Origin of the sequence: Bradyrhizobium sp. HKCCYLS1011 (assembly GCF_051167795.1) — a bacterium.
GTDB lineage: Bacteria > Pseudomonadota > Alphaproteobacteria > Rhizobiales > Xanthobacteraceae > Bradyrhizobium.
Genome location: NZ_JBNPTT010000007.1, coordinates 508,580 through 530,117, shown reverse-complemented (window position 1 = coordinate 530,117; position 21,538 = coordinate 508,580). Strand labels below are relative to the sequence as shown.

General features: G+C 63.9%; 20 protein-coding genes. 8 read left to right on the top strand and 12 right to left on the bottom strand.

The features are described from left to right. Positions 1–50: 50 nt before the first annotated feature. Genes ACQR1W_RS25575 through ACQR1W_RS25555 form a run of 5 tightly spaced genes read right to left on the bottom strand, consistent with a single transcriptional unit; the run spans position 51 to position 4,537 of the window. Entirely contained in the window at positions 51–833 is a 783-nt protein-coding gene (locus ACQR1W_RS25575) for a cyclase family protein (protein WP_434853390.1), read from the bottom strand. 34 nt (positions 834–867) lie between these two features. Next, positions 868–2,109 carry an SDR family NAD(P)-dependent oxidoreductase gene (locus tag ACQR1W_RS25570; RefSeq protein ID WP_434853389.1) on the bottom strand — a complete coding sequence of 414 codons (1,242 nt, stop codon included), beginning with the start codon at positions 2,107–2,109 and terminating at the stop codon, positions 868–870. 2 nt (positions 2,110–2,111) lie between these two features. After that, positions 2,112–3,284: a thiolase family protein gene (locus ACQR1W_RS25565; RefSeq protein ID WP_434853388.1), complete on the bottom strand. Its 1,173-nt coding sequence runs from the start codon at positions 3,282–3,284 to the stop codon at positions 2,112–2,114. 25 nt (positions 3,285–3,309) lie between these two features. After that, positions 3,310–3,735, bottom strand: coding sequence for an organic hydroperoxide resistance protein (locus ACQR1W_RS25560; protein ID WP_434853387.1), 426 nt, complete (start codon positions 3,733–3,735; stop codon positions 3,310–3,312). A 19-nt stretch (positions 3,736–3,754) separates the two neighbouring features. After that, positions 3,755–4,537, bottom strand: a complete 783-nt coding sequence (locus ACQR1W_RS25555) for an aspartate/glutamate racemase family protein (RefSeq protein ID WP_434853386.1) — start codon at positions 4,535–4,537, stop codon at positions 3,755–3,757. A gap of 634 nt (positions 4,538–5,171) precedes the next feature. On the opposite strand from ACQR1W_RS25555, the gene ACQR1W_RS25550 reads away from it, so the two are divergent. From ACQR1W_RS25550 to ACQR1W_RS25535, 4 genes are read left to right on the top strand one after another with little or no spacing between them, the layout of a single operon-like run. Continuing rightward, positions 5,172–6,320, top strand: coding sequence for an ABC transporter substrate-binding protein (locus tag ACQR1W_RS25550; RefSeq protein ID WP_434853385.1), 1,149 nt, complete (start codon positions 5,172–5,174; stop codon positions 6,318–6,320). A 45-nt stretch (positions 6,321–6,365) separates the two neighbouring features. Further along, positions 6,366–7,409, top strand: a complete 1,044-nt coding sequence (locus ACQR1W_RS25545; RefSeq protein WP_434853384.1) for a branched-chain amino acid ABC transporter permease — start codon at positions 6,366–6,368, stop codon at positions 7,407–7,409. Then, positions 7,406–9,175, top strand: a complete 1,770-nt coding sequence (locus ACQR1W_RS25540; protein WP_434853383.1) for a branched-chain amino acid ABC transporter ATP-binding protein/permease — start codon at positions 7,406–7,408, stop codon at positions 9,173–9,175. Before ACQR1W_RS25545 ends, ACQR1W_RS25540 begins: the two co-directional genes overlap by 4 nt. Next, positions 9,172–9,885, top strand: coding sequence for an ABC transporter ATP-binding protein (locus ACQR1W_RS25535; RefSeq protein WP_434853382.1), 714 nt, complete (start codon positions 9,172–9,174; stop codon positions 9,883–9,885). The genes ACQR1W_RS25540 and ACQR1W_RS25535 overlap by 4 nt, the downstream gene beginning before the upstream one ends. A 13-nt stretch (positions 9,886–9,898) precedes the next feature. Here the strand turns inward: ACQR1W_RS25535 and ACQR1W_RS25530 are convergent, their stop codons facing one another. The 5 genes from ACQR1W_RS25530 to ACQR1W_RS25510 are packed head-to-tail and all read right to left on the bottom strand — an operon-like array spanning position 9,899 to position 14,183. Beyond that, positions 9,899–10,606 carry a hypothetical protein gene (locus ACQR1W_RS25530; protein ID WP_434853381.1) on the bottom strand — a complete coding sequence of 236 codons (708 nt, stop codon included), beginning with the start codon at positions 10,604–10,606 and terminating at the stop codon, positions 9,899–9,901. Further along, the gene (locus ACQR1W_RS25525) at positions 10,603–11,040 is read right to left on the bottom strand and encodes an acyl-CoA thioesterase (RefSeq protein ID WP_434853380.1); all 438 of its coding nucleotides are present in this window, start codon (positions 11,038–11,040) and stop codon (positions 10,603–10,605) included. Before ACQR1W_RS25525 ends, ACQR1W_RS25530 begins: the two co-directional genes overlap by 4 nt. Further along, positions 11,040–11,948: a fumarylacetoacetate hydrolase family protein gene (locus ACQR1W_RS25520; protein WP_434853379.1), complete on the bottom strand. Its 909-nt coding sequence runs from the start codon at positions 11,946–11,948 to the stop codon at positions 11,040–11,042. Before ACQR1W_RS25520 ends, ACQR1W_RS25525 begins: the two co-directional genes overlap by 1 nt. Positions 11,949–11,999: 51 nt before the next feature. Beyond that, positions 12,000–13,106 (bottom strand): cupin domain-containing protein, encoded by a 1,107-nt coding sequence (locus ACQR1W_RS25515; RefSeq protein WP_434853378.1) that lies wholly within the window; start codon positions 13,104–13,106, stop codon positions 12,000–12,002. A 54-nt stretch (positions 13,107–13,160) separates the two neighbouring features. After that, the gene (locus tag ACQR1W_RS25510) at positions 13,161–14,183 is read right to left on the bottom strand and encodes a carbon-nitrogen hydrolase family protein (RefSeq protein WP_434853377.1); all 1,023 of its coding nucleotides are present in this window, start codon (positions 14,181–14,183) and stop codon (positions 13,161–13,163) included. A 125-nt stretch (positions 14,184–14,308) separates the two neighbouring features. On the opposite strand from ACQR1W_RS25510, the gene ACQR1W_RS25505 reads away from it, so the two are divergent. From ACQR1W_RS25505 to ACQR1W_RS25490, 4 genes are all read left to right on the top strand, one after another. Further along, positions 14,309–16,468 (top strand): thiamine pyrophosphate-dependent enzyme, encoded by a 2,160-nt coding sequence (locus ACQR1W_RS25505; protein ID WP_434853376.1) that lies wholly within the window; start codon positions 14,309–14,311, stop codon positions 16,466–16,468. Further along, a complete protein-coding gene (locus ACQR1W_RS25500) occupies positions 16,465–18,030 on the top strand; it encodes an indolepyruvate oxidoreductase subunit beta family protein (RefSeq protein ID WP_434853375.1) in 1,566 nt (521 codons plus the stop codon). Before ACQR1W_RS25505 ends, ACQR1W_RS25500 begins: the two co-directional genes overlap by 4 nt. 154 nt (positions 18,031–18,184) lie before the next feature. Continuing rightward, a complete protein-coding gene (locus tag ACQR1W_RS25495) occupies positions 18,185–18,679 on the top strand; it encodes a MarR family winged helix-turn-helix transcriptional regulator (protein ID WP_434853374.1) in 495 nt (164 codons plus the stop codon). After that, the gene (locus ACQR1W_RS25490) at positions 18,679–19,161 is read left to right on the top strand and encodes a MarR family winged helix-turn-helix transcriptional regulator (protein ID WP_434853373.1); all 483 of its coding nucleotides are present in this window, start codon (positions 18,679–18,681) and stop codon (positions 19,159–19,161) included. The genes ACQR1W_RS25495 and ACQR1W_RS25490 overlap by 1 nt, the downstream gene beginning before the upstream one ends. Positions 19,162–19,170: 9 nt before the next feature. Here the strand turns inward: ACQR1W_RS25490 and ACQR1W_RS25485 are convergent, their stop codons facing one another. Further along, positions 19,171–19,899: an SDR family NAD(P)-dependent oxidoreductase gene (locus tag ACQR1W_RS25485; RefSeq protein WP_434853372.1), complete on the bottom strand. Its 729-nt coding sequence runs from the start codon at positions 19,897–19,899 to the stop codon at positions 19,171–19,173. 22 nt (positions 19,900–19,921) lie between these two features. Next, entirely contained in the window at positions 19,922–21,538 is a 1,617-nt protein-coding gene (locus tag ACQR1W_RS25480) for an ATP-dependent acyl-CoA ligase (protein WP_434853371.1), read from the bottom strand.

The window sequence follows — 21,538 nt, the reverse complement described above, 5'->3', positions numbered from 1 at the left end:
CATCTTTCGTGAGAATTTTTGTTCGGATCGGTGAGCGCCATGAATTCGCTTTAGCTTGGCGAAACCAGCGCGATGACGCGAAGCGGACTGCCCGAGCCGTTCTGGATCTTCAGCGGCGAGGCGACGATGACCGCTCCGGTGGCCGGAAGCTGGTCCAGATTGCACAGGCATTGCAGGCCGTAGCGGCCGGCCCCGTGCAGGAAGTGATGGGCGGGATACGGCGGCTGGAAATGCCCGGCCTGCCCGGCATCGGTGCCGATGGTCTCGGTGCCGAAGCCAAGAATGCCGCGCTCTTCGACCAGCCACTTCATCACCGCGGCGTTCGGGCCCGGCGTGTGGGCACCGTCATCCCTCAGGCTGGAATAGTCGCGCCAGCCCTTCTTCGACCAGTCGGTCCGCAACAGGACCCAATGGCGCTCCGGAATCCGACCGTGCTGCGCTTCCCAGGCCTCGACCGTCGGAACCGTGAGCAGAAAGTCCGCGTCCTGCGCCGCTTGTGCAGAGCAGTCGATGACGCAGGCCGGAGCGATCATGTCCTTCGGCGGCATGGTATCGACGGCGTTATTGGGCAGATCCTTGCCGGTGAACCAGTGAATCGGCGCGTCGAAATGCGTGCCGGTGTGTTCGCCGAAGGTGACATTGTTCCAGTACCAGGCTGGACCGCGACCGTCGTAGCGCGAGATTTCCTGGATGCGGACCGGCGCCGCCTGGCCGAATTCCGGCGGTAGCACGATGACCGGAAAATCCGGACTGAGCGTAAAGGTCAGATCGACGACGCGCACCGCGCCGGAGGAAATCGCACCCGCCAATTCCAGCAGAGTCTTGCTTTGCATTGTTACGTCCTCCGGCTTGGTTGAAATCCCGATCTCACCTGTCGAGCTCGCGCTCGAGCGCTTTCGGATTGGCCATGAGACGTTGCCGGATCTCTTCGGCAACATCTCCGACATACATTTCCTCGAGCCCGCCTCTCAGCCCCGACACGATCGCCTGCGCGACGACGCGCGGTGCCACCTTCGGCGGTGGCACGGTCTGAAACCATTCGGTGTCGACCGGCCCCGTGAACAGATTCATCACCTTGACGCCGCCGGGCCTGAGCTCGGCGCGAAGACAGTGCGAGAGCGACAGGCACGCCGCTTGCGAGGCCGAGTAGGCGCCAAAGGCAGGCCAGTTCGCCAGTGCATAGACCGAGAGAATGTTGACCCACGCGACGCTGTTGTTGATGCCGTCGGCACCACGCATCCGCATCGCCGGGCCGAAGCCCTGCGCCAGATTGATGAAGCCGAGATAGGCCTGATCGATCTCGTCCCGTGCGATGCTCGTGCCCTTGCGGTCGAGCAGGCCGCCGGGCCGCACATACTCGGTAGTATTGACGAGAATATCGACCTTGCCGCCGATGTCAGCGGCGAGATCGGCCACGGATTTTTCGTCCGCGGCATCAAGCGTCACGATCTCGATGCCGTCCTGACCGCGCAGCAGCTTTTCGCCGGTGAACGGCCGCCATGGTTCGGCAACACCGACGAACACCGTCTTGGCGCCTGCGGCCTTCAAGGCCGCGACGGCTTCCTGGCCGATCATGCCGCGGCCGTTGGTGACCAGCACGCGCCGGAATTTCGGGTCGGCCGTCATTTCCCGCCATTGCTTGTCGTCTGCCATGTTGGGAGTCTCCCCCTCGGGATGGGCAAAGGCAACCGCCTGACCGCTCTTGTCGAGTTGGAACGACATTCGGACCGGCGCGCCCTCCATGCAGTCGGCATGGAGGTGCGCCACGATCACCGGACCGCAATCCATCTTCACGAGGCCAATGCGCCAGGGCGCCCGCTCGCGGAAATAGATATCGCTCGGTACGCGCGCCGTCGTTTCGGCAAGAAGGATACCTCGTCGTGGGGCATCGACGAAGGCAAGGCTGGCCGACAGACAGGATGGGCAGGCCTCACGCGCTGGATAGGCAAAGGCGCCGCATGCTTCGCAACGCTGGAGGACGAAGCGTCCTTCGGCGGCTCCGCTCGTAAACCCGTACGATCTCCTGCTGCGCGGTCGCGGCGGAGAGGCAGGCAGCCGCGTCCGCAACAGCGGGTTTTTGCGCGGCGGTGGTTTGATCGGGTCGATCATCGCTAAGGCCCTGCGAAGATCGCGGCCCCGGAGGCGAGGCCGCGGTCGTAATTGATCATGCCGAAGCCCGATGCCAAAGCGATCCTTGCATCCCTGACCTGGGTCGGCCCCGCGATTCCCAGGACCTGCCGCACCCCTTCGACCAGACCGAGATAGGCGCCGGCGGCGCCGGCCTGCCCAACCGAGAGTTGCCCACCCGACGTGTTGTGCGGAAAGTCGCCGTCGATGGTGAGATCGTGCTGGCGCACGAACTCGGCCCCCTCCCCCTTCTTGCAGAAGCCGAGATCCTCGAACTGCATCATCGTGATGACGGGATAGTCGTCATAGGTCTGCACGAGGTCGAGATCGTCAGTCTTCACCCCGGCCATCGCATAAAGCTCGCCGACGTCCATCGCCCAGCCGCCGCGCACCTGCATCGGATCGTCGGCAAAGGCATTGTGCCGCTCGATGGTTGAAAGCAGCCGCGCGGCTTTCAGCCCGAGCGACGCTGCGGTCTCGTCCCGCATCACCAGGAAGGCCTCGGCGCCGGCGCATGGCATCACGCAATCAAAGAGATGGATGGGATCCGAGATCGGCCGTGCCGCCAGATATTGCTCCATCGTCAGCGGCGACTTCATCAGCGCATGCGGATTGCGCAAGGCATTGGCGCGCTGGGCGACGGCGATCCGGCCGACATCCTCACGCGCAACACCAAACGTCCGCATGTAATTGCGCGCAATCAGCGCGAAGCTGGAATTGGCGCCGCCAGCGCCGTAGGGATAGACCGCATCCTGGTTGAACCGCGAGAAGTTCTCCAGTGTCAGCCGAAATGAATCGACGTGGTTGGTGTCGCCGGCGACACACGCCACAATGTCGGCGTCGCGCGCCTGAACCGCGCGCGCTGCCTTCCGCAATGCTGCGATCGCGCTGGCGCCACCGAGCGGAATCGTATCCAGCCATCGCACGCACAGCCCGAAATGCTGCGTCAGTCCGATCCCGCTGTCAGTGCCCATGGTGAAACTGGAGACGCACAGACCGTCGATGTCGGAGACCTTGATGCCGGACTGCGCGACGAGCGCGCTCAAAGCGCGGCCAATCCACCATTGCGCGCTTTCGATGGAATAGCGCACATAGGGAATCGTGACGGGAGCCGCCATCACGACGCCGTCGTAGGGTGTGCGCAAAGTCTTCGTCACCGACCGCCCGCCTCGCTCATCCGCCTCAGATCACCGTCAGTTTCACGTCAATATTGCCGCGGGTCGCATTCGAATAGGGACAACGCTCGTGCGCGCCTGCAACGATCTCTTCGGCCACCGATTTCTCGACACCGGGCAGACTGACCTTTAATTCGACCGCGAGCGCATATCCGACAGGAACCGGACCCATCCCAACCTTCGCGGTTACCGAGGGCTCGCTGGATGGCGCGACCTTCCGGGTGCGCGCGACGAGCTTGATCGCGCCGAGAAAGCACGCGGCGTAACCGGCCGCAAAGAGTTGCTCGGGATTGGTACCTGCGTCCCCGGAGCCGCCCAGCGACTTCGGCAGGGACAGCGACACCGACAACAGACCGTCGTCGCTTATGGCCTTGCCGTCCCGCCCGCCGGCCGCCGTCACCGAGGTCTCGTACAGGATCTTTTCAGGACGCATCATGACTTGGACTCCGGGATTAACGGCTGCTACGGGCAAGCAGCGCGCGGAAATCGACGCGCGCCTGGGCGCTGGCCCGCCTGAAGCTCGGCCCGCGACTGGGCTCGGTGCCATTGAGCTGCCGGAGCTGCACCCACATTTCGGCACTCTTCAGCGCCACGGCCGCACAGTTGACTACCGGTGCGTGCCCGACCTTGAGGCCATGCTCCCGACCGATCAGAAGGCCTGGCAGCACACCGGCCGGAATCACGACATCGGCGCCGCGCTCCACCAGCGGACGGGCGCAGGCGACAAAATCCCCAATCATGCGGGCCTGCGCGGCGTGGTCTCCGGCGAACGCGCTGGCGAAATCCTCAGGCTTGCAGCCAAGCCCGGTGACGTGAACCACGCGATCGCCGAGGCCGTAACGCTCTGCCTGCTCGTGGTGCCAGACCTCGAAGACAGGATCGATCGTCACAAGACCGAGCCGGCGGCCGAGTTGCGACGCCGCCAGCAACGTCGCCTCGCCGGTCCCGATCACGGGAATGTCGAGCGCCGAGCGCAACTCGTAGAGCCCAGGGTCCTGGAAATGTCCCATCACGAAGGCGTCGAACCCGCCCTCCTCGGCCGCGATGCCGTTATCGATGGCCTGGACGGCACAGCGCAACTCCGCAAGCCGCCCGAACTCCCGGTCCGGCGGCGAAATGCCCTCGACATGAACCGTCGTGCCGGGCGCGGCGATGTTGTTGAGGTATTCCGACAGCAGCGCCATGTAGGGCGCGTTCACGCTCGCATCAACGAAGCTCTGCCAGAAGATGCGCATCGTCCTTCTCCTCAAGCGGTGGTCGGAGGATCGGTCGTCGGCTGCCGATGAATATATTTCAATCATAAACTAATTCGCGCGTCAAATGCGCGCTGCAGCGACGACAACGGCCGCCTCGCGGCAGCGCGAACGCGGCATTTTCGTAACATCGTCACGCGAGGAAGCCGCCGCACTCCTGCGGAATTGTATGCAATAACATTTTTTCTGACAGCGCCGTGACACGTGTTGACGGCCCCACCGGCAATACTTTAGGCTTTAAGTAATTCCTCGCCGGTCAGGCGACCGGCGGCCATGACAATGATGTTGCAGGGCACCGATTTTGAGAGACTCGATCGCGTGGATCATCGCCGTGCTCGAACAGCCGGCGGCAGCAGCAGCATCACCGGTCGCGCATGGCGGCCGGGCCGACGGCCTTTCATTGCGTCGGCAAAGGCCCGCCCGCATTCCCCGATGGGCCAGCTGTTCGAGCGGCAACCAGCGCCATGGCTGCTGACGCCCCGCCGAGCAAAACCTCTTCGGTCGCGCCCGGGATGCGGCGCTACAGCACCGCTTTCAGTCGGTTCATTCGTCGTTCGGGCTCGCCGTTCGGCAGCTTCGAGGCATTCCTGTCCAGCACCAACCGAGGAAGACGCACATGCGCAGGACTCTGAGCTTACTTGCACTTGTCGCCGGCATGTTCGCAGCACCGGCTGCGCAGGCCGACATCACGATCGGCTTCGTCACGTCACTGAGCGGACCAGGCTCCTCGATCGGCATCCCCTACGGGCGCGGCATCAATGCCGCCTATGAATACAAGAAGACGATCGGCGGCGAGACCATCCGCCTGATCCAGCTCGACGACGGCTCCGATCCGTCGACCGCGACCCGCAATGCGCGCAAGCTCGTGGAAGAAGAAAAGGTGGATCTTTTGATGGGCACTGCAACGGCGCCCTCGACGATCGCCATGGCGGCGGTGGCGAGTGAGCTGAAAGTGCCGATGATCGCGGTATCGCCGATCGGCAAGCTTCCGGAATCGCCGGAACAGTGGGTGGTCGCGGTGCCGCAGCCGGCTTCGCTCCTCGTCAAGATCGTCGCCGACCGCATGAAGCGCGATGGGATCAAGAACATCGGCTATATCGGCTTCTCCGATGCCTGGGGCGACCTTGTCTATAATGGTGCCAAAGCCGCCGAGGCGATCGACGATATCAAGGTGCAGACCAACGAGCGCTATGCCCGCACCGACACCTCGGTCACCGCACAGACCCTCAAGGTGCTCGCCGCGCGGCCTGATGCCGTACTGGACGGCGGGTCGGGCACGCAGGGCGCGCTGCCGCTCCTGAGCCTTTCTGAGCGTGGCTTCAAGGGTAAGACCTACGGCACAGTGGCGCTGGTCAACCCGGACTTCGTGCACGTCGGTGGCAAGGCGGCCGAAGGCATCCAGGTCTCGGCAGGCCCCGTCATCGTGGCCGAGCAACTGCCCGACGATCATTTCGCAAAGAAACTCGCGCTGGAGTTCCGTGCGGTCTACCAGAAGACCCATAATATACCGACCACCGACGGGTTTTCTGCCTATTCCTTCGACGCCTGGCTGATCTTCGCCAATGCCGCCGAGCGCGCACTCAAGTCCGCAAAGCCTGGGACCGCCGAATTCCGCACGGCGCTGCGCGATGCGATCCTCAGTACCAAGGAGCTGCCGGGTGTGCACGCCATCTACAACTTCAAGCCGGGCTCGGTCACAGGCGTGGACGAGCGCTCGCTTGTCGTGGTCCGCCTGACCGACGGCGCCTGGAAGTACGCGCCGTAGTCCGGAAATGGCAGGCCGGCAGTCGAACGAGGAAACGACGTCTCAATGACGAGCGACATCGCAGCCATTCTTGCGATCGACGGGATCGCCACCGGGGCCGTCTACGCCCTGGTGGCGATCGGGACGGTCCTGATCTTCACGGTGACGCGCGTCATCTTCATTCCCTTCGGCGACATCGCCGCGTTCACCGCGCTGACGCTAGCTGCGCTCGACGCAAAGCGCTTTCCGGGCACGGGGACCTTGGTCGTCGTGCTGGCCTGCCTTGCAACCCTGATGGAAATCGTCTCGCTCGTACGCGGCGGCGAGCTCCGGCTCCTGCCCCGCGCGCTTGTGTTCTACCTGGTGCTTCCGCTGGTCGTGGTCGGCGCCGCCTGGCTCGTGATGCGCGCCGATCCGCCGCTCGCCGTCAGGCTCGTGCTCGCGCTGATGCTGATCGCGCCCATTGCACCGCTTCTGGATCGGATCGTGTTCCGCCCGATCGCCGACGGCAGCGTGCTCCTGCTGCTGACGGTGTCGGTGGCGCTGCATTTCGCGCTGGTCGGCCTTGGCCTCTTGTTCTTCGGCCCCGAGGGGGTCCGGACCGAGCCGCTGACCTCGCTCTCGACCGAGTTCGCTGGCGTGCTGATCCCGGGACAGACCATGCTGATCGTGGTTGCAGCACTCGTTTTCAGCGGCCTCCTCTATCTCTTCTTCGACTTCACGCTGGTCGGGAAGTCGCTGCGTGCCACAGCCGTGAACCGGACCGGCTCCCGCCTGATGGGCATACGACCGGAGCGCGCCGGCACAATCGCCTATCTCCTTGGCTCGCTCATGGCCGGCGTGTCCGGCATCCTGATCGCGCCGGTGAACACTGTGTTCTACGACTCCGGCTTCCTGCTCGGCCTCAAAGCCTTCGTCGGCGCCATCGTCGGCGGCATGACCAGCTACCCCGGTGCGGCGATCGGCGCTGTCGGCGTCGGCATCCTTGAAAGCTTTGCGTCTTTCGAGAGCAGCGCGCTGAAGGATGTCATCGTCTTTTCGCTCCTGATCCCGATCCTGATCTGGCGATCCCTCGCCTCGCTGCATTCGGAGGAGGAGATCGAGGAATGACGCGCCTTCACATCAGGCTCGCCGCCAGCATCGCCGTGCTGTGTCTCGCGACGGCCCCCTTCGTCCTCAATCCGTTCAGCATCACGCTGATGAACTATATCGGCATCTATTCGCTGGTCGCCATCGGCCTCGCACTCCTCACCGGGGTCGGCGGCATCGTGTCGTTCGGGCAGGCGGCGTTCGTCGGCGTCGCGGCCTATGCGACGGCTTGGGTCTCCGCGCTGAACGGGTATTCGCCCTGGCTCGGACTGGTGTTCGGCGTGGCACTGACCTGCGGGGTGGCAACCGTTCTCGGCGTGGTCACGCTGCGGCTTCAGGGTCATTTCCTTTCGCTCAGCACTGTCGCATGGGGTCTCGCAATCGGCTTCCTGTTCGGCAATGTCGAGGGGCTCGGCCGCTTCAACGGCATCTCGTCGATTCCGCCGATCAGCTTCGGATGGATTGTGCTGACGTCCAGCGCGCAGATCTATTTCCTGATCTGGGGCATCGTCGTTGCCGTGCTCGTGCTCGGCTACAACCTCCTGGACTCCCGGCTCGGCCGCGCCATGCGCGCGCTCCGCGGCGGCAATACCCTGGTCGAGAGCCTCGGCATCAATGCCTTCCGGATCAAGCTCGCGACCTTCGTGATCGCGGCCTTCCTGGCCTCGCTTTCGGGATGGCTCTACGCCCATATGAGCCGCTTCATCAGCCCGGGGCCGTTCGATGCCAGCATGGGCATCGAATATCTGATGATGTCCATGGTCGGTGGCGCGGGCAGCCTGCTCGGCGGCGTGGTCGGCGCCGCCATCGTCACCCTGCTCAAGAACAGCGTACAGGATTATCTGCCGCTGATCGCCAAGGGCGCCTCCGGCCAACTCGAGATCGTCGCATTTTCCGCTCTGTTCATCCTGTTCCTGCAGTGGGCGCGACAGGGGATCGTTCCCTTCGTCGCGCGCTATCTGCCGAAAGCCAAGCGCGATCGGCCGCAACCAGCGCCGCCCCTGCCCCGTCGCGTGCAACCGAAGCCGGGCGAGCTCCTTCTGAAAGTTGATAGCGCCGAACGCCGGTTCGGCGGTCTGATCGCGCTCAACAATGTCAGCTTCGAGGTGCGGTCCGGCGAAATTGTCGCCGTCATCGGGCCCAACGGCGCCGGCAAGAGCACGATGTTCAACTGCCTGACCGGTGCGCTCAGAGTCAACAAGGGCGAAATCGTCTTTGCCGGACGTCCGATCACGGGCGATGCGCAATCCCGCATTGCCCGCGCCGGGGTGGCGCGGACATTCCAGCATGTGAAGCTGAGGCCGCGCATGAGCCTGTTGGAAAACGTGATGCTCGGCACCTACGCGCGCACGCACACCGGCCTGTTCGCCGGTGCCTTCCGCCTCAACCGGCACGAGGAGGCCAGCGCCAGGCACGAGGCGCAGACGCAGCTCGAACGCGTCGGGCTCGGCGAAAAGCCGTTCGAGCTCGCCGGCAATCTGCCGCTCGGCAATCAGCGCATTCTGGAAATCGCCCGTGCGCTGGCCGCGGACCCGGCACTCCTGGTGCTTGACGAGCCGGCGGCGGGTCTTCGCCGCCAGGAGAAGCTGCGGCTTGCCGAGTTGCTCAGGTCGCTGCGGGCGGATCACCTGACGATCCTGATCGTCGAGCATGACATGGAGTTCGTGATGTCGCTGGTCGATCGCATCGTGGTGCTCGATTTCGGATCCAAGCTCTGCGAAGGCGCTCCGGCCGCGATCCGCAGCGATGAGCGGGTTCAAGAGGCCTATCTTGGAGGCGTCGCGTGACCACGATGTTTTCCATGATCGATGTGACGGTCTGCTACGACAATGTCGAAGCAGTCCGCAACGTGTCGCTGTCGGTCGAGGAAGGGCAGATCGTCACCGTCATCGGCCCCAACGGCGCCGGCAAGACCACGCTGCTGATGGCGGCCATCGGCTTGCTGGCATCGCGCGGCCGCATGGTCTTCCGGGATAGCGACATCGGCAGGATGTCGGTCGAAGACCGCGTCGAGCGCCGGCTGTGCCTTGTCCCGGAGAAGCGCGAGCTGTTCTCCGAGATGTCGGTTGCCGACAACCTCCTGCTCGGCTCGTACAGCCTGCCGGATCGCTCGGGCGTCCAGAAAACGCTCGACGAGGTCTATGATCGCTTTCCTCGCCTGAAGGAGCGGCAGCGGCAAGCCGCCGGCACACTCTCCGGCGGCGAGCGGCAGATGCTCGCGCTCGGCCGTGCGCTCATGGCCAAGCCGAAACTTCTCATGCTGGACGAACCCAGCCTTGGCCTCGCACCACTGATCGTGCGCGAGATCTTCCGCACGATCTCATCCCTACGCGATCTCGGCGTATCGATCCTGCTGGTCGAGCAGAATGCGCGCGCCGCGCTGGAGACCGCTGACTACGGCTACGTGCTCGAGACTGGCGAGATCGTGCAGTCCGGCCCCGCGAAGGACCTCATCCACGATCCCAGGCTGATCACGGCCTATCTCGGCGGACACTAGAATTACGGGACTTCTAGACGCCCGGCCGAACCGTGTGGGTCAGCATCGGAAAATGCTTATTGCCGCCGGAGAATCGCGGGAACTGGAGGAAGTCCGCGCGCATACGCTTGATCACCTCGGAGCTCAACGCCAGCGAAAGCGCGTCCGGGCTGTCGAACACCAGCTTGTTGCGCTGCATGTGCTCGATCCGCTGCGACGGCAGCCGGTCGACCCAATCGATACGCGTATAGATCTCGACCTGGCGGACGTTTGGAAAGGTCCGCATGATCGCCGGGTGATGCTCCAGATAATGCAGGTTCCAGGCATTCATGTCCTCGGCCGGGCCTGGATAGTGCACGAGGTAGCTGCATGGAATGGTCGTGCCTGCCGGATGCGCCGCGGCCTCGACCGGAAACGCGCGCGTCAGCATCACCTGGTGCGTGACGTCCAATCCAGCGAGGCCCGACAACCCGGCGCCCACCGCCAAGCTGGCAAGGACGCCACCGCGATCCATCGCCGCCTCGCAAGCGAACAGGTCCGAGAACCGCAATTGGAGGGCGAAGGCTGGTCCTAAGCCGTCAGCGTTGTAGGGATGGTCGACCGACTGCTCCAGTGGCGTGAACAGCAAGCCCTCGATCATCTCCGGGATCGAGCCGACGAGTGCTGCAACGGCGGCAAGATCATTGGGCCCGAGCTGGCGCTCGCCCCGCGGATCGGAGAATGTCATGAAGAGCGAAATCATGACAGCACCGCCTGCACGTCCTCATCCGCGTGCAGATGCGACACCAGCGCGGCGCGAATATCATCCGGCCAGGCAATCGCGTGATGATCCACCAACGATGTTGCAGCAAGGATCTGGCCGGCCCGCCAGCGGATGCCATCCACGCCCGAGACGACATGCGCCAAATGAAGCGATGCCCGGCCGACCTTGCCTATGCGCAGCGTGAACGTGAGGGCATTCCCAAACATCGACGGTCGGGAAAAGTCGCAGGTCAGGCGCACCGTGGGCGTCCCGATCTTCCGAACCCTCATCAATTCCGGCCACGGAAAACCAATCGTCGCCCAGAATTCTTCGACGACGCCGTTGAGAATATTCAGGTAGGACGGGAAGTACGCGATCCCTGAGGGATCGCAATCCCCGAACCTCAGCTCGCGATCGAACGAGAAAATCGCCATCAGATCGCGACAACAGGGTGTCTGATCACACCGACGCCATCGACTCCTGCTTCGACCACATCGCCCGGCCACAGCCATTCCTGCGGGCTCATGCCGGCTCCGACGCCTTCCGGCGTTCCCGTTGCAATGATGTCGCCCGGCTCCAGCGTCATGCCGGACGAAATGTCGGCAATCAGGACTGGGATGTCGAAGATCATGTATTTGGTGTTGGAATCCTGCTTCGTAACGCCGTTCTTCGTCAGCCACAGCCGCAGGTCATGCGGGTCGGGAATCTCGTCCGCAGTCACGATGCAGGGGCCGAACGGCGCATAGGTGTCCATGCCCTTGGAGAAGATCCATTGGCCGGCGCGGCGATTGTCGCGCGCGGAAATGTCGATCATCACCGAATAGCCGAAGACGTGATCCATTGCTTTCTCGACGGAGATGCGCGTCGCGGTCCTGCCGATGATGACCGCGAGTTCGACTTCCCAGTCGAGTTGCTGCGTCATCTTGGCGTTGTGTTGGATCGCCGCCCCCGGGCCGATCACGGAAGTCGGCGGCTTCGAGAAAACGACCGGCTGCTTTGGCAGGTCCTTGTCGGTATCAAGGCTCTTGGCGGATTCCGCGACATGCGCCCGGTAGTTCAGCCCGATGCCGAAGATGTTCTTGCGGGGCCGCGGGATCGGAGCTTGCAGCTTCACATCCTCGACGGGAACGGCGGCGCCGGCCGGCAGACACCCATTGGCACCATCAAGGCCATCCTTGAGCGCCGGCAACAGCGTGGCGTTGTTGTCGATGAAGGACAGCATGTCGCTCGGCCATGCGAGACCAGACGACGCGCCGAGACGCTCGACATCGACGACCAACCCGTTGAGGAGAACTCCGAGGCGGGCGCCGCTGGCGCCCAAAGTATAAGTCACGAGACGCATGGAGGCTTGATCCGACTCTTTTCCGTTGAATTTCCAGCGAGCAAGAAAATGTCAGGCGGCGACCGATTGGTGGCCGCCATTGTCGCCATAGGTCTCTTCCCGATACAGCCCGAGACCCTCGATGACAGGCAGATCGTTGAAGCAGAACAGGCAGGCATCCTCGCTCGTCGACGCGTTGCCGTGCTCATGCCAGGCCCAGGACGGAACACAGAAGATGTCGCGCTCCTCCCACTCGAAACGCTTGCCGGCGATGATCGAATAGCCGCGTCCCTTGGCGACCTGGTAGATGAAGCTGCCGGTGTGCCGGTGTGACTTCGTCGTCTCGCCCGGCCGCAGCATCTGCATGCTCGCGCCGATCGTCTGCATCACGTGCCCGCCGGTGATCGGATTGACGTAGTTCATGAGAATCCCATCGTGAGGCGAGCCGTCGGTCGCGGCGGCATATTTTCGCAGGGATTCATAGGTCGGCTCCCACTCATACTTGAACATGGGCGAATAGCCCTTCGACCAGCGCGTGTCAGCCGGCCGAAGACCGGGATTGCCCCAGGTCTTGGTCATGTCGTCCACGGGATAACCGGACGGCTCCTGCTGGATCTTCGGATGCACGACGAAGAAATTGGCTTCCAGCGCATTCACGAGTGGGATGTCCAACCCATCCTGCCAGATGCAGACCGACCCATCGCCTTCGACCCCGTGCTCATGCCAGGTGCCGTTCGGCGTGAGCACGAAGTCCCGTGCTCCCAACGTCATCTTGTGACCATCGACGATGGTGTAGGCGCCCGCCCCTTCCATGATGAAGCGCAAGGCGGAGGCGGAGTGCGCGTGGGCCGAGGCAACCTCGCCGGGATGCATCACCTGCAATCCCGAATAGAGCCAGCCGACAGCGGCGGACACGTCGCGGCGACCCGGATTGTTAAGATAGATCACCCGCCTCCCGGCCTTCTCCGGCGAGACCAGCTCCACCGAGCGCAGCACATGCTCGCGCAAATCACTGTAGCGCCAGAGAACGGGAACGGACGCGGATTGCGGCTGCCATGGCTCGATCTTGTTGGCGACCGTCCAGAGGGCACCGGCTTCGTACTTTTCGAGGTCCTTGTAGTAGGCCATGAGCTCGGGGGTGTCTTCGACATTGGCCCGGCCGATCACGTTCTCGCGCATCCTATCCTCCAAGTCCTGTCTCACGACCCTGCATGCTCGATACGTGCCCGACCATCATTCCGACCGGCCGGGGATCGAGGAAAAGCTCACCTGCTCGTCCCCTGCGCCTCGCTCTGTTTCTGCTAGGCCAAGCGGCGCCAACGGGCGGCGGTTCACACGCAAATCGAAAATGTCGAACCGGTTGTAGTGCCCGACAATGTCATGCATCTGTTTCGGCTGGATGCAGCGGTCGAGGTCGATGTCGGCATAGACGATGCCTTCATCGTCGATCAGCGGTGCGCCGACCACACGGCCATCGGGCCCGATGACCCCTGAGAAAGCGCTCGATTTGCGCTGCAAGCGCGCCCGCGCGTCGGGGACAATCGTTTCCATCGCCGCGATGATCTCCTCCGACACGGTCGAGCAGGAGACGATCGTAAAGATCTTGCCTTCAAAGGAATGGGCAATCGCGCGCAACTTGATCGCCTCTGCCATGTCGTAGTCGGCGGGTGCAACGGGAAGCGAGATGTAGCTGGCGACATGCACGAGTTCGCCCTGGCCCAACAGCGCGAAACGCGCGAGCGTGTTGGTGTTCTCGCCGCAAGCCAGTCCGCCGAGACGCCCGATCTCCGTATCATAGACGCGCAGGCTCGATCCGTCGCCGCCGGTCCAGGTCAGCTTCTCCGCCCAGGTCGGCACCAGCTTGCGATGCTTGCCAAGCAGCGCGCCGTCCGGCCCGATGAAAACCAGCGTGTTGTAGATCGCGCCCAGCGAGACCGGGCTGCGCTCGTTCACGCCGAGCACGACGTAGCATCCGGTATCGCGCGCAGCCTTCCGCACGATGTCAACCTCCGGGCCCGGCACGAGGACCGACGCCTTGGCGAGCTTCTCAAACCACGCGCTCCCCGTGACGGGATCGGTGATCCAGTTCCAGTAGGGATAGCCGGGAACGAACACTTCGGGGAACGCAATGAGCTTTGCGCCGTTGGCCGCGGCCTCACGGACCAGTGACGCCGCCTTTTCCGCGGTCGCGCTCGCGTCGAGATAGACAGGTGAGGCCTGGACGGCGGCAGCTCTAAAGCGAGGCAGCTTCAGCATTGGCCCTACCCTGTCGCCGGCTTATGCCGCCTTCCGCAGCAGAAATGCGCAGGCGCGATAGCATGGCGCGGCGTTGACATATTTTACATATAAACGTATGCTATCGCATATTTCTGGAGGGTGCAATGGCTGAACGGTCTTTCGCTCGTGAGGTCGAGGATCTCCGGCTCGGCGATGGTGACACGTTCCGCGGCGAGGGCATCCTCGCCATCACCAAGGCGCTGCTGCAATCAGGCGTCGCCTATGTCGGCGGCTACCAGGGCTCTCCGATCTCTCACCTCATGGATGTGCTGGCTGACGCCAAGGACGTGCTCGACGATCTCGGCGTCGTATTCCAGAGCTCCGCCAACGAAGCGGCCGCGGCGGCCATGCTGTCGGCTTCGGTGATGTATCCCTTGCGCGGCGCGGTGGCGTGGAAATCCACGGTCGGCACCAACGTCGCCTCCGACGCGCTCGCCAATCTCGCCTCGGGCGGCGTGACCGGCGGAACGATGATCATCGTCGGCGAGGACTATGGCGAAGGCTCCTCCATCATGCAGGAGCGCACCCACGCCTTTGCGATGAAATCGCAGATGTGGCTGTTGGACCCGCGTCCCGACCATGAATGCATCGTCAATCTGATCGAAAAGGGCTTTGAGCTCTCCGAATTCTCGAACACGCCCGTGATGCTGGAAGTCCGCGTTCGCGCCTGTCACATGCATGGCAGCTTTGCCTGCAAGGACAATGTCAGGCCGGCGCATACCATCAAGGACGCGCTCAACAATCCCAAGCGCGACGTCAACCGCATCGTGCTGCCGCCGGCGGCCTATGAGCATGAGCAGGAGAAGATCAAGACGCGCATGCCGGCGGCAATCGGCTTCATCCGGGACAACAAGCTGAACGAATGGATGGGACCGAAGCAGGGCAAGGTCGGCATCGTCATGCAGGGCGGCATGTACAATAATGTCATCCGCGCGCTGCAATATCTCGGATTGTCCGATGCCTACGGCAATACGCAGATCCCGCTCTACGTCATGAACGTCACCTACCCCGTGATCGACAGTGAGGTCGCGGAGTTCTGTCTCGACAAGGAAGCCATCCTGATCGTCGAAGAGGGCCAGCCGGAATATCTGGAGCAAGCGATCAATACGGTGCTGCGGCGCAAGGACATCCAGGCGCGCGTCCATGGCAAGGACGTGCTGCCGATGGGCGGCGACTACACCGCGCAGGTCCTGCTCGGCGGCCTCAGAGAATTCCTGGAGAAGACCGAGCCCCGGCTGCTCGGCAACCGGCCGCCGGCGCCGGACGCCACGCCGGTGCTCCACCACCCGGCAGTCGAGAGGCTCAAGCAGGTCGTGCCGGCGCGCCCGCCCGGGCTCTGCACCGGCTGCCCCGAACGGCCGATCTTCGCGGCCATGAAGCTCGTCGAGGAGGAGCTCGGCCAGCACCACATCTCCGCCGACATCGGCTGCCATCTGTTCTCGATTCTGCCGCCCTTCAACATCGGCGCGACCACCATGGGTTTCGGCCTGGGCCCGGCCTCGACGTCGGCCTTCAACGTCAAGGCCGACAAGCGCTCGATCGCCGTGATGGGCGACGGCGGTTTCTGGCACAACGGGTTGACCAGCGGCATCGGCAATGCCGTGTTCAACAAGCATGACGGCGTGTTCGTCATCGTCGACAACTACTACACCTCGGCCACCGGCGGGCAGGACATCCTGTCGTCACGCGCCATCAACAAGCGGCGCAACACCAACAACTCGATTGTCCAGGCCGTGAAGGGCATCGGCGGCCAATGGGTACGGCAGCTCGACCGTACCTACGATGTCGGCAAGATGCGTGACACGCTGAAGGAGGCGCTGACGACCAGGGAAGAAGGCCCTAAGGTCATCGTCGCCTCATCCGAGTGCATGCTGAACAAGCAGCGTCGCGTAAAGCCGCAGATGAGCAAGGCCATCAAGGACGGCGTACGCGTCGTGAAAGAGCGTTTTGGCGTCGACGAGGACGTGTGCACCGGCGACCATGCCTGCATCCGGCTTTCCGGCTGCCCGTCGCTGTCGGTCAAGCAGCTTGATGATCCGCTGCGCGACGATCCCGTTGCGGCGATCGACAATTCCTGCGTCGGATGCGGCAATTGCGGCGAGGTCTCCGAGGCCGCCGTGCTCTGCCCGTCCTTCTATCGCGCCGACGTCATCCATAATCCGACTCGCTGGGACACGTTCAGATCCAAGGTTGCCATGGCCGTGATCGGTTGGCTGCAGCGGCGGCGCGATCGCCGCCGTCCCGCGCTCGAGGCGCTGGCATGAGAGACGAGACGGTCCGGCTGGCCCTCCCCGCCGCAGGCGAGGCGACCGAGCGGCCAATCTCGATTGCGATCGTCGCGATGGGCGGCCAGGGCGGCGGCGTCCTGACCGATTGGATCGTCCAGCTTGCGGAGAACCATGGCTGGGTCGCGCAATCGACCTCGGTGCCGGGAGTAGCCCAGCGCACCGGCGCCACGATCTACTACATCGAGGCGATGCCGCCGCTCGATGGTCGCAAGCCGGTCCTGTCGCTGATGCCGACGCCCGGCGACGTTGATGTGGTGATGGCGGCGGAATTTATGGAGGCCGGTCGATCCATCCTGCGCGGCCTGGTGACCCCGGATCGCACCACGCTGATCGCGTCCAATCACCGGTCATTTGCGATCGGCGAGAAGATCGCGCCAGGCAACGGCATCGCCGACGGGAGTGCGGTCACCGGCGCGATCGGAATTGCCGCAAAGACCGAAATCATTTTCGATCTGAATGCGCTGGCGATCGAGCATGGCAGCGTCATCTCGGCCGCGATGTTCGGCGCGCTTGCAAGTGCCGGCGTGCTGCCCTTCAGCCGCGAAAGCTATCTTGACGTCATCCGCGCCGGCGAGAAAGGCGCCAAGGCCAGTTTGCGGACCTTCGAAGCCGCCTTCGACCGGGTCAAGACCGGCTCCGCCGGCATCGTCGCGCCGACAGAGCCGAAACAGGCCGACGATATCCCCTCGCCCGTAACGCCCGATCCGCATCTCGCTGGGCTCGTCGCAAGGTTGACGCAGGAGCTGCCCGAGCCCGCGCTCGCCATGGCCCGCGCCGGCCTGAGAAAGGTGGTCGACTTCCAGGACGTCGCCTATGGCGCCGAGTATCTGGACATCCTGAAGACGCTGCACGCGACCGACCGAAGCTCCGGCGGTGCTGGCCGGGGCTATGCGTTTACGCAGACCGCGGCAAAGTATCTCGCCAACGCCATGGCCTATGACGACGTCATCCGCGTGGCCGACCTCAAGACGCGCGCCGGTCGACGCGCGCGTATCGAGAGCGAGCTCGATATGTCGCCGGGCCAGGTGCTTCAGACCACCGAATTCATGCATCCACGCATGGAGGAGGTCATGGGCATGCTGCCCGCCGGCTTCGGCCGCTGGCTCGGGGCGAGGCCGCGCCTGCTCGGCTGGCTCGATCGGCGCGTCAACAAGGGGCGCCGGGTGCGCACCTACTCGCTGCCCTGGTTCCTGGCGCTTTATGTCGTGGGCGGGCTGCGCGGCATGCGCCGCCGCTCGCTGCGTCACATGGTCGAGACGGCTCACCGGGACGGATGGCTCAAGGCCGCGACTGACGCGGTTGGCACCAATTACCAGTTGGGTGTCGAAATCCTGCAATGCCGACGTCTCGTCAAGGGCTATTCCGATACCCACAGCCGGGGACTGTCGAAATTCGACAAGACGCTGGCGGCGATCAAGCTGATCGAGCAGCGCGAGGATGCCGCGGATTGGGCGCGCCGCCTGCGCGAGGCCGCGCTGAAAGACAGCGCCGGCCGGGAGCTCGACGGCGTAATCCAGACCATCAAGAGCTTCGCATGATGCCGTCACGCGAGACGCACGATTGCTTTGCCGCCCAACCGGAGGACGTCGGGATCACACGGCTTGACTAGGATTCTCAGGTTGCTAATCGGAGCGAACCACCCGCGATAGTCCCCCCAAATCGACGAGACACTTTGTACTCGATGGTCATGCAATGCCGGCAGCACTCAAAGAGAACATTGTTCCTGTCCCCGGGCAGATTGAAACCCGGCTCTGGCTTCAATTGCTGTCACTGCATGGCGAGCTGTTCGCCTCGCTGAATGCGATGCTGAGCTCGGAGTTCGGGCTCTCGCTCGCAAAGTTCGACGTGCTGGCCCAGCTCGATCGCTACCCCGACGGACTCGCGCTCGGACAGCTGTCGCAAAATCTGAAAGTATCGGGCGGCAACGTCTCAGGGCTGGTGCAGCGTCTTCTCGCCGACGATCTCATCAGCAAGGAAATGTCGAGCGAGGACCGACGGTCGTTCATCGTGCGCCTGACGCCGAAAGGCGACGCGCTGTTCAGGAAGGCCGCCGCCGTTCACAAGAAGCATCTCGGCAAACGGCTCGAGAACGTCTCGGCCCAGGAGCTGGACACTGCCTTGTCCGTGTTGAAATCCCTCTCCTCGAAAATTCGCACCGAGAGCAAGAAGCAAAGTCGCAAGAGATAATGGCCAAAGAATCCAAGAGCAAATGGAAGTCGGGTCCACCGAGGACAAGGGACCAGCTGCAAGCCTACATCCCGTATCTGTTCAACCGGCTCGCCAATCGCTGGAATCTCGACCAGAACCGCGATCTGAGCGAGCACAACATCAACAATGTCGTGTTCCGGACGCTGTCGGTCCTGTTCATCTACAAGACCCTCACCGTCAACGAGATCGCCGTCCTCGCGGTAACCGAGCAGTCGACCGCGAGCCGCATGGTCGAGTCCATGGTGTCATCGGGCCTCGTCAAGCGCGAGATCGCGGAGGAAGATCAGCGCCGCCGGGTGGTCGGATTGACGCCGGAGGGCGAAGCGCTGTTGCGCAAGATCTGGCCGATCATGGAGCAGAACTACGACCGGCTCACCGCAGGCATCGATCCCGACGAGATCGAGATCTGCGCGCGCGTGCTCGCCAAAATGGTCGAGAACATCCGCCAGAACCAGATCTGACCGGCGCCATCAGGGACTAAGGCCGACGAGGCTGGTGCCGCCGCAGACATAGAGCACCTGGCCGGTGACGAAGTCCGAGCGCTCATCGAGAAAGAATGCGATGGCGTGCGCCACATCCTCGCGCGAGCCAAGCCGCCCGACCGGAACATTGCGCGCCATCCGCTCCTGCTGCTCGGAACCTTTCGGGACGATGCCCCAGAAATTGTCGGTCAGGATCGGCCCCGGCGCGACGACGTTCACGGTGATGCCGCTCGCGGCGAGTTCCAGAGCCCATGTCCGTGCCATCCCGTGCACCCCGGCCTTGGTCGCCGAATAGGCCGAGCGCGTGGGCGCGCCCATCGCGGCGCGCGAGCTGACGAACACGATGCGCCCGAAGCGGCGCGAGCGCATCCCGTCCAGTGCTGCCTGGGTCAAAAGCATCGGCGCGCCCAGGTGCAACTGCGCCAACGTCAGGATGTCTTCCGGCCTCGCATCGGGCAGCAGGTTCGGCAGGATGACGCCCGCATTGTGCACCAGACAATCGATGGCGTGATCCCGGCAGATCTCCTGCGCGATCGCGCGCGTCTCCTCGATATTGGTGAGATCAGCGCGATAGGCCGCGAGCAGATCATGCGTCCAGCCGGGCTTCTCCAGCCCGACCGAGACGACGCGCTGCCCTCTCTCGACGAGCTTTTTCGCCAGCGCCTCGCCGATCCCCGAATTGCCGCCAGTGACGAGGGTGGTGCGGATCTCACTCATGATGACGTCCCCTGCCCCCGTGTCAGACCTGACGCCGCTTAAGGTCGCGCAGATCAAAAAACGCGCCATCACGCATCAGCCTGGCGACGAAATCCTTCAACCCGCCGCGCTGGATCTTCTCCGTTGCCGTTAGCGGCAGGCTGTCGACGAAGCAGATCCAGCCCGGCGCCTTGTAGTAGGCCATCTGCTCCAGGCTCCAGCGCACAATGTCTTCAGCGAGCGCGCGGTCGGCACCGGTCGCTTCGGCGATGATGACCGCGGCAACCTCGTCGCCGCGCACCTGATCAGGCGTGGCCGCAACCGCGGCCTGCCGGATTGCAGGATGGCGGTTGAGCACGGACTCGACCTCGACTGCCGCAATGTTCTCGCCGGAACGGCGGATGACGTTCTTCTTGCGATCAACAAAATGGAGGTCCCCATCCGCATCACGCGACACGATATCGCCGGTGTGCAGCCAGCCGCCCTCCCACGCCTCCGCGGTGGCAGCCGGATTCTTCAGATACTCCCGGAAGAACCCATAACGCGGATCCGCGCCTGCCCGCCGCACCAACAACTCGCCAGGCGTCCCGATCGGCGCGTCATGTCCGCCGTCGCCGACAATACGAACCTCAACCTCGGGAGCCGGGCGGCCGAAGCAACTGGTGCCGACCTTGCGCGGCTCGACATTGGCGGCGATCACGCCGCCGCTTCCCGTTTCCGTCATCGCCCAGGCTTCGAGCAGCGGAAAGCCGAACCGCTCCTCGAAGGGCGCATGCAAGAGCTTGTCGACACCGGCACCGAACCCGAAGCGCACGGTGTGCGCGCGGTCCTCAACCGACGGCGGCGCGCTCATCAGCATCGAGGGCATGACGCCGAGATAGTGCAGGCAGGTGGCGCGGCTATCGCGCACGGATGCCCACCAGGTGCGCGGGTGAAAGCGATCGAGCATGGTCAGGCTGCCGCCAACCGACAGCATCGCCATCAACGACACCGCCATCGCGTTCATGTGGAACAGCGGCAGCGGCGTGATCATGCGCTCGCGGTCGGGTTTGAGATCGATCAGCCCGCCGACATCGCGATACCAGTTTCCCGAATGCAGGAAATAAGTATTGGTGAGCACGCAGCCCTTGGGCTGCCCCGTCGTCCCCGATGTGTAGAGCAGCGCGCATTCGGTGGACCCGTCACCCGCGCTTGCCAGCCGCACGCCACCGAATGGCGGTGGTACGCCGCCCTCGTCGGTCACGACCGGGATCGGCCGGCCGACCTGAGAGGCCGCCATCCCCACCTCGACACGCCGTTCGGCGAGAACGAATGCCGCGTTCATCTCGGAATGCGCGATGATGTACTCGATCTCGCTGATCCGAAGGTCCGGATTGATCGGCACCACGGAGACGCCCAGCGCGTTGAGCGCGAACCACAGCTCGATGAAGACCGGCCGGTTCTGGAGCAGCAGTCCGACCCGGTGGCCTTCGCCAAATCCCTGGCGCGCAAATGCCGAGCGCCAGTGCTCGACCCGATCAAGCATCACGCGATAAGAGATCTCCCCTGCCGAGATGCTATAGATCCCGGCGGTCTCCGGCAGCACGTTGAGGAAGCCCGCCTCGCCGCGACGAAGGGCGGTCTCGCGGAAGCGGGCATAGACTGTGGTCGCGGCGGTCAA